Origin of the sequence: Flavobacterium eburneipallidum, assembly GCF_027111355.2 — a bacterium.
In the GTDB taxonomy this organism is placed as follows: domain Bacteria; phylum Bacteroidota; class Bacteroidia; order Flavobacteriales; family Flavobacteriaceae; genus Flavobacterium; species Flavobacterium eburneipallidum.
The window spans coordinates 1,799,208-1,811,804 of record NZ_CP114291.2 but is presented as its reverse complement, the minus strand read 5'-3'; the positions used below and the strand labels follow the sequence as shown (position 1 = coordinate 1,811,804).

8 protein-coding genes are annotated in these 12,597 nt (G+C 34.6%); 7 read left to right on the top strand and 1 reads right to left on the bottom strand.

Annotation, left to right across the window (positions count from 1 at the left end):
- The first annotated feature begins 425 nt into the window (after positions 1 to 425).
- From OZP15_RS07435 to OZP15_RS07410, 6 genes are all read left to right on the top strand, one after another.
- Positions 426 to 3,227 (top strand): glycosyl hydrolase, encoded by a 2,802-nt coding sequence (locus tag OZP15_RS07435; protein ID WP_281337423.1) that lies wholly within the window; start codon positions 426 to 428, stop codon positions 3,225 to 3,227.
- A 23-nt stretch (positions 3,228 to 3,250) separates the two neighbouring features.
- A complete protein-coding gene (locus OZP15_RS07430; RefSeq protein ID WP_281337422.1) occupies positions 3,251 to 4,375 on the top strand; it encodes a glycoside hydrolase family 88/105 protein in 1,125 nt (374 codons plus the stop codon).
- A 6-nt stretch (positions 4,376 to 4,381) separates the two neighbouring features.
- Positions 4,382 to 7,345, top strand: a complete 2,964-nt coding sequence (locus OZP15_RS07425; RefSeq protein WP_281337421.1) for a glycoside hydrolase family 2 protein — start codon at positions 4,382 to 4,384, stop codon at positions 7,343 to 7,345.
- Entirely contained in the window at positions 7,329 to 9,143 is a 1,815-nt protein-coding gene (locus OZP15_RS07420) for a prolyl oligopeptidase family serine peptidase (protein ID WP_281337420.1), read from the top strand. The genes OZP15_RS07425 and OZP15_RS07420 overlap by 17 nt, the downstream gene beginning before the upstream one ends.
- Before the next feature lie 197 nt (positions 9,144 to 9,340).
- A complete protein-coding gene (locus OZP15_RS07415) occupies positions 9,341 to 10,228 on the top strand; it encodes a carbon-nitrogen hydrolase (RefSeq protein ID WP_281337419.1) in 888 nt (295 codons plus the stop codon).
- Between the two features lie 3 nt (positions 10,229 to 10,231).
- Positions 10,232 to 11,272 (top strand): agmatine deiminase family protein, encoded by a 1,041-nt coding sequence (locus OZP15_RS07410; protein WP_269227811.1) that lies wholly within the window; start codon positions 10,232 to 10,234, stop codon positions 11,270 to 11,272.
- A 74-nt stretch (positions 11,273 to 11,346) separates the two neighbouring features.
- Here OZP15_RS07410 and OZP15_RS07405 read toward each other — a convergent pair whose 3' ends face one another.
- A complete protein-coding gene (locus OZP15_RS07405) occupies positions 11,347 to 11,628 on the bottom strand; it encodes a hypothetical protein (protein WP_281337418.1) in 282 nt (93 codons plus the stop codon).
- Positions 11,629 to 11,734: 106 nt separating this feature from the next.
- Here OZP15_RS07405 and OZP15_RS07400 point away from each other — a divergent pair, with 106 nt between their 5' ends.
- Positions 11,735 to 12,586, top strand: a complete 852-nt coding sequence (locus tag OZP15_RS07400; protein ID WP_269227810.1) for an aldose 1-epimerase family protein — start codon at positions 11,735 to 11,737, stop codon at positions 12,584 to 12,586.
- Positions 12,587 to 12,597 lie beyond the last annotated feature (11 nt).

Sequence of the window (12,597 nt, the reverse complement as noted above, 5' to 3'; positions counted from 1 at the left end):
AAAGTTAAATTAAGTTAATTATTTAGTTAATCAAATTTATCCATATAGAATAGCTACAGCATCCTGTAGCATCCTGTTAATTATCAATAACTTATATATCACTTTACTTTTTTTCACTCAAAGAAATCCCCAACCCCTTGATTCACAATACAAAAATGCCACAAAAGTAGAAATTGTAATATCTAAATTTTAACATATCTATTTATTTGTATTTTTTATTTTTTTGAACTTAAAATTAAATATTATTTAAAAAAAAGGCATACTTATTGATTAACGATTGTTTTGAATTACACAAAAAACAGGACGCAACAGGATAGCGATTTCACAAACAACTAATACTTTTACTTTATTGCTATTAATACAACAATAAAATAAGTTTTATAACACAAAAAACCACATTCGTCATACTATTGAATTCCCTATAAATGAAACATAACAAACAATCCTCTTTCATAGCATTAGCAATTTTACTTGCTTGCAACGCTTTTGCTCAAGAAACTACACCTTCTCCTTGGCCAAAATCAACCAATACCAATCAACCATGGGCTCGCTGGTGGTGGATGGGAAGTGCTGTGGACAAACCTAATTTAAAGAAAAGTTTAATCGATTTTCATAAAGTAGGAATTGGCGGTGTCGAAATCACTCCTATATATGGTGTAAAAGGAGAAGAAAACAATTTTATCGATTTTCTTTCTCCAAAATATTTAGAAATGCTTGATTATACCATAAAAACTGCTGATAGTTTACACATGCAGGTGGATATGGTTTTAGGAACAGGTTGGCCTTATGGTGGTTCTCATGTTACTTTACCACACGCAGCTACCAAATTAATTGTAGAAAAATACCAAGTCAAAAAAAACGAAACCTTTGACAAAAGCATTGTTGTAGAAAATAAAAAAGAAAAAACACCAGCAGAACTTTTATATGTTGTAGCGTATGGAAATGATGGTTCGTATGTAAATCTTACTAATCAATTAAAAAACGATCCGATAAAAGTAAATGACAAAGGAATTGATGGAACAACAGTTTCAATACCATCCTCAGCAAAACCCAATCAACTAAAATGGAAAGCTAAAAAAACAGATTATACGATTTATGCTGTTTTTAGTGGCAAAACTGGTCAACAAGTTAAAAGAGCAGCTCCGGGCGGAAGCGGTTATACATTAGACCATTATTCTGACGAAGCATTAAATGATTATGTTGTTCCGTTTGACAAAGCATTCAAAGGACGTGAAGGAAAAATTAGAGCTATTTTTAACGACAGTTATGAAGTTTATGGAACGGATTTTACCCCTAAATTTTTCGAAGAATTCCAAGCCAGAAGAGGGTATGATTTAAAACAACAATTACCTCGTTTACTAAACGAAACTGATGACGCTATCAGTAATAGAATAAGAAGTGATTACCGACAAACCCTATCCGATTTATTATTGAATAAATTTGACAAAAATTGGACGAAATGGGCAAATAACAAAGGCTCCAAAACCAAATTACAAGCCCATGGATCTCCAGGAAATTTAATTGACTTATACGCATCTGCTGATATTCCAGAATGCGAAACTTTTGGCTCTATGCCTTTTGATATTCCAGGTTTTAGACGCGAAAAAGAAGACGTTCGTGAAGGTGATGCCGATGCCGTAATGTTGAAATTCTCTTCATCTGCTGCTCATATTTCAGGAAAACCATTGGTATCTTCAGAAACTTTTACATGGTTGCGTGAGCATTTCAAAACCGCTTTATCACAATGCAAGCCTGAAGCCGAAGATTTGATGCTAAACGGAATCAATCATATTTTTCTTCACGGTTCTACCTATTCGCCTGAAAGAGCCGTTTGGCCGGGATGGCAATTTTACGCATCAGTAAATTTTAATGCTAATAATAACATTTGGGAAGATGCTCCTTCCTTGTTTTCGTATATTGCCAACTGCCAATCAATGTTACAACAAGGAAAACCTGACAATGAAATATTGTTGTACTGGCCAATTTTTGACACTTGGGACAAATACCAAAAAGGCACTTTATTTTTTGAATATAAAATCCATTCATTATCACAATGGTTGCACGGAACTGCTTTTTATGACAGTACCAGAAACCTTATGAAAAAAGGATATGGAGTCGATTTTATTTCTGATAATTTCATTTTAGAAGCCAAAGTGATTGACGGAAAAATCATTTTACCAGGTGGAACTTTCAAATCATTAGTGATTCCTGCTTGCCAAAAAATGCCTTTGGCTACTTTGCAAAAACTAATCGAATTACAAAAAGCAGGAGCTAAAATCATCTTTGAAGGCTTACCAGAATCGGTTCCTGGATTTAATGAGTTTCAAAAACAAGAAGCCGAAATGAAAGCGCTTTTAGCATCTAACAAAGAATTAGTTCAACCTACTTCGGATATTTTCAAAACTCTAGAAGAAGCTCAAATCTATCCTGAAACATTAGTTAATACTGGTTTAAAATACATCAGAAGAAATGTGGATGGCGAAAAAGTGTATTATCTAGTAAACCACACGCCTCAAACCATTGATACTTTTATTCCGATAGAAGTTGGTAACAAAGAAGTAATAATTTTTGACCCTTTAAACAGAGATTTTGGAAATGCAATCGTTCAAAAATCGGCCAAAAACACTTTGGTCAAAATAAAAATAGAACCAGGACAATCGTACTTTTTGAAAACTGAAAATACAGCTTCGCAAAAAAAATGGAATTATTTTGAACCTGTTGCAGCTTCTATTCCGTTAAAAGGAAATTGGAAAATCAATTTTGATAAAGGTGGACCAGAATTGCCTCCAACTGCAACCGTTTCTACTTTAGAGTCTTGGACAAAATTAAGTCCGCAAGCCGAAGCTTTTTCAGGAAGCGCAACTTATACCTTGCAATTTGATAATCCAAATAGCAAAACTGAAAATTGGCAATTGAATTTAGGCGATGTTCGCGAAAGTGCTAAAGTGTGGATTAATGACGTTTATGTTGGAACAGCTTGGTCAGTTCCTTATCAATTGAATCTTGGTAAATTAAAATCAGGAAAAAACACTTTAAAAATTCAGGTAACCAATCTTTCTGCCAACAGAATTCGCAACAAAGAATTAAAAGGCGAAGAATGGAAAATATTCTACGAAATCAATATGGTTGACAAAGATTATAAAAAATTCGACGCTACAAAATGGGCTCCAATGCCTTCGGGATTATTAGGTCCAATTACAATTACACCTTTAAAACAACAAAATTAATTACTAAACAACGATACTCAAAAATGAAAAAGTTAGTTTTATTTTTCGCTATAGCCTTAATTACAGCTACAAAATCGAATGCACAACAGCCATTCGATAAAAAATTAGTGCTAAAACAAATGATGCTTGCCAATGATTATTTCATGCAAAAATGGCCAGAAACTGGTAAAACAATTATTACTAACAAAGAACGCCCAAGTAATATTTGGACACGTGGCGTTTATTATGAAGGACTAATGGCTTTGCATGAAATTTTCCCGAAAGAAGCCTATTACAAGTATGCTTACGATTGGGCTGAATTTCACAAATGGGGATTTAATGGCGGAAATACCACCCGCAATGCCGATAACTATTGCGCTGCACAAACCTATATTGACTTGTACAAATTAGAACCAGATGCAAAAAAATTAAAAAACACAAAAGCCAATATGGACATGCTTTTGAATACGCCTCAACTAGACGATTGGTCTTGGATTGATGCTATTCAAATGGGAATGCCAGTTTTTGCTAAAATGGGTGTTCTTGAAAAAGACAACCGTTATTTCGAAAAAATGTATGAAATGTACATGTATTCCAGAAATAATCATGGCGATCACGGACTTTACAACCCAAAAGATGGCTTGTGGTGGCGTGATGCCGATTTTGATCCTCCGTACAAAGAACCAAACGGCGAGGATTGTTACTGGAGCCGTGGAAATGGTTGGGTAATTGGCGCTTTGGCAAAAGTGCTGACCATTATTCCAGAAAATGCACCTCACAGAGCACAATATGTTAATGATTTAAAAGCAATGGCAGCCGCTTTAGTAAAAGTACAACGTCCTGATGGTTTTTGGAATGTAAGTTTACACGATTCAACACATTTTGGCGAAAAAGAAACTTCAGGAACTGCCTTATTCGTTTACGGTATGGCTTATGGAATCAACAGCGGAATTTTGAAAAAAGAAACTTATTTACCAGTGATTCAAAAAGCGTGGAATGCTATAAACAAAGATGCTTTGCACGATAATGGGTTTTTAGGATTTTTACAATCTACCGGAAAAGAACCAAAAGATGGACAACCATTATCCTATGATAAAATTCCTGATTTCGAAGATTATGGATTGGGTTGCTACTTATTAGCTGGCTATGAAATCTATAAAATGAAATAAAAATTCATGAAAAAAATCCTTTTGCTTTTTGCTTATCTACTTTTTAGTTCGGCTGTTATTTCACAAGAATTTAAAAGAGAAAAATACAATTTCAATTCGGATTGGAAATTAAAAACAGGAGATTCCCAACATGCGGAATCTCCTGTTTTTGATGATACCAACTGGAGAAAAGTGACGCTTCCGCATGCTTACAATCAGGAAGAAGCTTTCGAAAAAGATATCGATAATCATACCACTGGAATTGTTTGGTATCGAAAAAAATTCAAACTTCCAAAAGGAATCAAAGACCATAAGATTTTTATAGAATTTGAAGGCATTCGTCAAGGCGGCGTTATTTATGTAAACGGACAAAAAGTAGGCCTTCATGAAAATGGCGTAATGGGTTTTGGCTTTGATATTTCTACAATTGTAAAACCCTTTCCTGAAGAAAACACCATTGCCTTACGAATTGACAACGACTGGAAATACCGAGAAATAGCCACAAACTCGACCTATCAATGGAACAACACCAATTTTAATGCTAATTATGGTGGAATTCCAAAAAATGTTTTTCTTCATATTACGAGCAAAGTTTATCAGACACTTCCACTCTATTCGAACCTAAAAACGACTGGAGTTTATGTTTATCCATCTGACATCAACATTCAGAATCAGAATGCCATTATCCATGCTGAAACAGAAGTTAGAAATGAATTTGAAACGGCTAAAAACATAGAATATAATATCGAAATTGAAGATATCGATAGCAAAAAAATCGCTTCTTTTTCAGGAGAAAAAACAACGCTTTTGCCCAACGAAACTAAAATTATTAAAGCTCAAAGTTTGGTCAATAATTTACATTTTTGGAGTTGGGGTTACGGTTATTTATACACGGTAAAAACCATTTTAAAAGTAGATGGAAAAGTAATTGATGAAGTTTCTACCAAAACTGGTTTCAGAAAAACGGAATTCAAAAATGGAGAAATTTGGTTGAATGACCGAGTGATTCAAGTAAAAGGTTATGCCCAAAGAACCAGCAACGAATGGCCAGCAATCGGAATGTCGGTTCCGCCTTGGTTGAGTGATTTTAGTAATAAATTAATCGTAGAAGGCAATGGGAATTTAGTGCGCTGGATGCACGTTACGCCTTGGAAACAAGATATAGAATCCTGCGACCGAGTGGGATTATTACAAGCCATGCCCGCTGGCGATGCCGAAAAAGATGCCAAAGGCGAACAATGGATTCAGCGAATTAATTTAATGCGTGATGCCATTATTTACAACCGAAACAATCCAAGTATTATTTTCTACGAATGTGGCAATGAATCCATCAGCGAGGAACACATGCAAGAAATGAAAGACATTCGAAATTTGTATGATCCGAATGGCGGAAGAGCGATTGGGTCTCGTGAAATGTTGGATAGCAAAGTAGCTGAATATGGTGGCGAAATGCTGTACATAAATAAAAGTGCTCATATTCCATTATGGGCAACCGAATATTCCAGAGACGAAGGCATGCGAAAATATTGGGACGAATTCTCTCCTCCTTTTCATAAAGAAGGTTTCGGTCCATTATATCGTGATAAACCTGCCGAAGATTACAACCACAACCAAGATCGTCATGCGATTGAAAACATCATTCGCTGGAACGATTATTACCAAGAAAGACCTGGAACTGGAAAAAGAGTCAATTCGGGTGGTGTAAATATTATTTTTTCGGATTCGAATACACATCATAGAGGAGAATCTAATTATAGAACCAGTGGCGAAGTGGATGCGATGCGAATTCCAAAAGACGGCTTTTGGGCACATCAGGTGATGTGGGATGGCTGGGTAGATATCGAAAAATACCGCACCCACATTATGGGACATTGGAACTATGCTGAAAATGTTATTAAAAATATTTATGTAGTTTCGACAGCCAAAAAAGTAGAACTTTTCATCAATGGAATCTCCCAAGGTTTTGGAAAACAAAGCAACGAGTTTCTTTTTACTTTTGAAAATATCGGCTTTAAAAAAGGAAGTATAAAAGCTATTGGATACGACGAGCAAGGAAAAATTTTAAGTGAAGATTCCAAAACAACTGCTGGAGAACCATCAGAAATCAAACTAAAATTAACAACACAACCCAATGGATTTTTAGCCGATGGAGCCGATGTTGCTTTAATTGACGTAGAAGTAGTGGACAAAAATGGTCAACGTTACCCAATTAGCAATGATTTAATTTCATTTGCTGTTGAAGGTCCAGCAACTTGGTTAGGCGGAATTGCACAAGGCCCTAAAAACTATATTCTTTCTAAAGATTTACCTGTAGAAAATGGTATCAACAGAGTGCTTTTACAATCGATGATTCAAAGCGGAAAAATAAAAATTTTGGCTACAGCCAAAGGATTAAAATCGGCAGAATTAACATTTGAAAGTAGAGCAATAAAAACACAAAACGGACTTTCAACAGCGATTCCGGGTGTGAATTTAAGTCCTAATTTAGACCGTGGAGCAACGCCGAAAACGCCTTCTTATACAGTAAGAAGAAATACGGTTACTATTGCAAGTGCATCATCACTTTCTAATAACAACGACACTTTCAAAAGTTATGACGACAACGAATTAACAGAATGGAAAAATAATGGCAACAGTAATGCTGCAATCACTTACACCCTTTCAAAACCTTCGATAGTAAACGAATGCGTAATTAAATTAACAGGTTGGCGTTCTAAAAGCTATCCAATTCGTATTTTAGCCGACGGAAAAGAAGTTTACAGTGGTAATACAGCGCAAAGTTTAGGCTATATTACACTTGCATTAAAACCAATTTTAGCTTCAACGATCAAAATAGAATTGATTGGAACCAATACCGAAAAAGATGGTTTCAGCAACATTGTTGAAGTAGAAGCAAACAAAGATTTAGACTTATTTAAAGACCCAGTAGCAGTAAATGCAACAGGACAATTACGCATTGTAGAAATTGAATTTTATGAAAAAATTAAGTAACGCTAATAACAAAATTAGATTTGTAGTAGCATTTGTAGTATTAGGAATGAGCATTCCGTCTTTTGCTCAAAACAAAGAAATCATCCCTTTGTGGGACAAAATTCCCGGAGAAATTCAGTCTAAAGAATATTTAGAAAAAATAGATGCTGATAAAAGTGGTGTTGCCAACGGTGTTCGTTATGTAAGCCAGCCAACACTGACTGTTTATTTAGCAGACCCAAAAAAGTCTAATGGATCAGCAGTTATTATTTGTCCGGGTGGTGGTTATGGAATGTTGGCTATCAATAAAGAAGGATATAAAGTTGCCGAATGGTTTAACACTTTAGGCATAAATGCTTTTGTATTAAAAAACAGATTGCCTAGCGATGCCATCATGACTGATAAATCTATCGCACCGCTTCAAGATGCTCAAGAAGCCATCCGATTGGTTAGACGCAATGCTGATAAATGGAAAATCAACCCAAACAAAGTGGGTATTATGGGCTTTTCGGCTGGAGGCCATTTGGCTTCTACTTTGGCTACTCATTACAACGATAAAGTGTATGATAGTAAAGACAATATTAGTGCTCGTCCTGATTTTTCTATTTTGATTTATCCAGTAATTTCCATGGAAAATGGTATTACACACGAAGGATCTAAAAACAATTTAATAGGCAAAAATGCTTCATCAGAAAGTATTGCAAAATATTCGAATGAAAAACAAATTACTGCTGAAACTCCAAAAACTTTTTTGGTTCACGCCACAGATGACAAAGCTGTTCCTGTAGAAAATAGTATCAATTATTACCTAGCATTAAAAAATCAAAAAGTTCCTGCCGAAATGCACATTTATGAAAATGGTGGACATGGTTTTGGTCTTGGAGTAAAAGGAACCAATCAATATTGGCCAAACGCTTGCGAAAAATGGTTGATTGCTAATAATTTCACTTTAAAACCCGATGGTTATGTTTTTACTTATTTCAAAGGAAATGGCGAAGACGGATTACACATGGCTTATAGCGAAGACGGTTACAAATGGGAAACTTTAAAGAAAGACGCTTCTTTTTTGACTCCAGAAGTAGGCAAAGACAAATTAATGCGTGACCCATGTGTTATCAAAGGTGGCGATGGATTATACCACATGGTTTGGACTGTGAGTTGGACAGATAAAGGCATTGGTTATGCTTCTTCCAAAGATTTGATTCATTGGTCGAAACAAGAATTTATTCCAGTGATGGCTCACGAAGAAAATGCCAGAAATACTTGGGCTCCCGAAATTACTTATGATGAAAAATCAAAAGAATATATGATTTATTGGGCTTCTACCATCAAAGGTAAATTTACCGAAACTGATTCAAAGGAAGAAGATGGATACAATCACAGAATCTATTATGTGACTACCAAAGATTTTAAAAAATTCAGTAAAACAAAATTATTGTACGAGCCTGGTTTTAATGTCATCGATTCTTCAATTCTAAAAGGTAAAGATGGATTTATAATGTTTTTGAAAGATGAAACTAAAGTTCCAGTTCAAAAAAATTTAAAAGTTGCTACAAGCAAAAAGCTTACAGGCCCATACACCAAAGCTAGTGAACCAATAACAGGAAAGTATTGGGCAGAAGGACCAACGGCAATCCAAATTAATGGCGAATGGATAGTTTATTTTGATAAATACACTCAAAAGAAATACGGTGCAGTAAAACAAACCGCTAAAGGTTGGGAAGATATTTCAGAACAAGTTAGCTTCCCAAAAGGAACTCGACATGGAACAGTAATCAAAGTTTCGTCTGATGTGATTAATGAATTGAAAAAAGAATAATTTTCAAAATAAACCGCAAAATTTCATTCTTAAATCCTTTTTCAAGTTATCTAATTTACTTGAAGAAGGATTTTTTATTTACAGTTGTTCTATCTAATAAATTCTATTTATAAGATACAAAAATTACAATTTATTTGCCTTCCAAATTCCCCAATTCGTTAGAAAATAACTATTTTTGCACTCTAAAATTTTGCCTTATGTCAAAAAATAAATACAAAATAGCAGTCATTCAATTGAATCTGAATGATGTTGCCGAAAATAACTTGAAAAAATGTATATCTTGGGTTAGAGATGCTGCCAGCCAAGGTGCAGAAGTGATTTCGCTACCTGAATTGTACAGCAGCCACTATTTTTGTCAAAGTGAAGATGTGGACAATTTTGCTTTGGCAGAACCATTATACAGCACATCCTTTATTGCTTTTAGTGCATTGGCAAAAGAATTAGGAGTGGTAATTATCGTTCCTTTCTTCGAAAAAAGAATGGCAGGAATTTACCACAACAGTGCGTATATCATAGATACCGACGGATCTGAAGCGGGATTGTATCGAAAAATGCACATTCCAGATGATCCCGCGTTTTACGAAAAATTTTATTTTACACCAGGTGACTTGGGTTTCAAGGCCTTCCCTACTCAAAAAGGAAAAATCGGAACGCTTATTTGTTGGGATCAATGGTATCCAGAAGCGGCTCGATTGACAGCTTTACAAGGCGCAGATGTGTTGTTTTATCCAACAGCAATAGGTTGGCATCCATTAGAAAAAGAACAATATGGTGAAAACCAACACGGTGCTTGGATGAATGTAATGAAAGGTCATGCTGTAGCAAATGGAGTTTATGTAGCTGCCGCAAACCGAATCGGATTAGAACAATATTTACCGGATACGGCTGGAATTCAGTTTTGGGGCTCATCTTTTATAGCAGGACCTCAAGGAGAAATTTTGGCACAAGCCTCTCACGATAAAGAAGAAATTCTAATTGCCGAAGTTGATTTGGATTTACAAGAAAATGTGCGTCAGAACTGGCCTTTTTTTAGAGACAGGAGAATTGATGCTTTTGGAGATATTACAAAAAGAGCAATCGATTAATTTATGAGCGCATCCAATAAAAGATTCCCTGCAGAATGGGAAAAGCAGCAAGGTGTTTTATTGTGTTTTCCGCATAATGGCAACGATTGGCCAGGGAAATATGAGGCTATACAATGGGCGTTTGTGGAATTTATCAAAAAAGTAGCCACTTTTGAGCAAGTTTTTTTAGTCGTTGCTGATGAAAAATTAAAAACAAAAGTTACTGAAATGCTAGAAATGGCAACGGTTCAAATGAGCAATGTTTCTTTCATCATTCATAAAACCAACAGAAGTTGGATGCGAGATTCGGGTCCGATTATTATTCAAAACGGAACCAAAAGAGAAGCTTTGAATTTCAATTTTAATGGTTGGGCAAAATATAAAAATATCAATTTAGACAAACACGTTCCCCCAAAAGTGGGCGAATTTCTAAAACTTCCTGTTACACAAGTAATTTACAACGGAAAACCTGTAATTGTAGAAGGTGGTGCAATTGATGTAAACGGATGTGGCACTTTACTAACTTCGGAAGAATGCTTGATGCACCCAACAATCCAGGTTCGAAATCCAGGTTTTACCAAAGCCGATTATGAAGCAATCTTCAAAGAATATTTGGGAATTACCAATGTAATTTGGCTAGGAGACGGAATCGAAGGCGATGATACTCACGGTCATATCGACGATTTATGCCGATTTGTAAACGAAGATACTATCATTACCATAGTAGAAAAAGATCCAAGCGACAACAATTACAAACCTTTGCAAGACAATTTGAAACGTTTGCAAAATGCCAAATTAGAAAACGGAAAATCTCCAAAAATAGTAGAATTGCCAATGCCAAAACGCATCGATTTTGATGGATTGCGATTACCTGCTAGTTATGCTAATTTCCTGATTTTGAATAACTGTGTTTTGGTGCCAACATTTAATGATTCGAACGATAGAATTGCGTTGAACATCATTGCCGACTGTTTTCCTGATAGAGAAATCATCGGAATTAATGCAATAGATTTGATTTGGGGTTTTGGAACTTTACATTGTTTGAGTCAACAAATTCCAGAATAGTTCTTTGAAAAAGAAGAAAAAAATAAGTCATAAAAATATATTTTTGAGATTTGTACTTTTATGACTTACTTTTTTTAAAGCGATTTAAAAATTCTGTTTATAGGTATTCCAACTCCTTTTTTTAGGACTACGTTATTGTCTGTAACTGCCCAAACTGTTGTTTCGACAACTTTTTTAGAAGAATCATCTTCAAAATAAATTTTGATTTTTGAGTGTTCTAAATTACCTAAAGCTTGTGCTCGATTTAAGTCATTTATTCGTTGAGAAATGGCTTCTTTATCATCAAGTACGTCTGTAGTTGGAAATTTTAAAGTTTGAATATCTTCTTTTTCAATAGTTAAAAAAATATCATTCATAATTGTAAGTATTAATTATTATTAATTTAGCAATAATGAAGTTAATAAAAAATACACTTATGCCAAGTTTAACTAACGTTAAAAAATAACTAAAATTTAATTTTCATTGAACACAACTATCCAAAATACTCATTTAATTGCAGTTATAAATCCAAAAGGAGCTGAATTAATTTCTTTAAAAACAACAGCAAACAAAGAATACATTTGGGAAGGAAATCCTGCATTTTGGGGCAAACATTCTCCTATTTTATTTCCAATTGTTGGTACACTAAAAAACAATTCCTATTATTATGATGGTTCTGAATATCATTTATCTAGACATGGTTTTGCTAGAGATTTGGAATTTGCAATCGCAGAACAATCTGAAAGTGCTGTTGTCTTTTCACTATCTTCATCAGAAGAAACTCTTAAAGTATTTCCTTTTGCATTTGAATTGCAAATCAGTTATACATTAACCGAAAACCAACTCTTTATTGGATACACTATTATCAATAAAAATAAGCATACAATGCCTTTCAGTATTGGAGCTCACCCAGCATTTGCATTACCAAAAGCTTTCGAAAATTATTCTCTAGCATTTGAACATCCTGAAACCTTAACCAGTTATGAATTAGAAAATGATTTGCTTTCAGATACCGTCACTAATCTTGAAATGATGAGGAACCAGCTGCCTCTTTCTTACTCCTTATTCGAAAAAGATGCTTTAATTTTTAAGGAATTACAATCAAAGAATATTACCATTTTAGAGGATGAAAAACCATTACTTCGAGTTGAGTTTAATGATTTTCCAAATCTAGGTATTTGGACAAAAAAAGATGCTCCTTTTTTATGTATCGAACCTTGGATTGGTTATTCGGATACGATTCATTCATCAGGAAATATTCTAGAAAAAGAAGCCATTCAACTTTTGGATGCAAATAAACCATTTAGCTGTAATTTTAGCATCAAAATTTTATAAAAATTAGATTA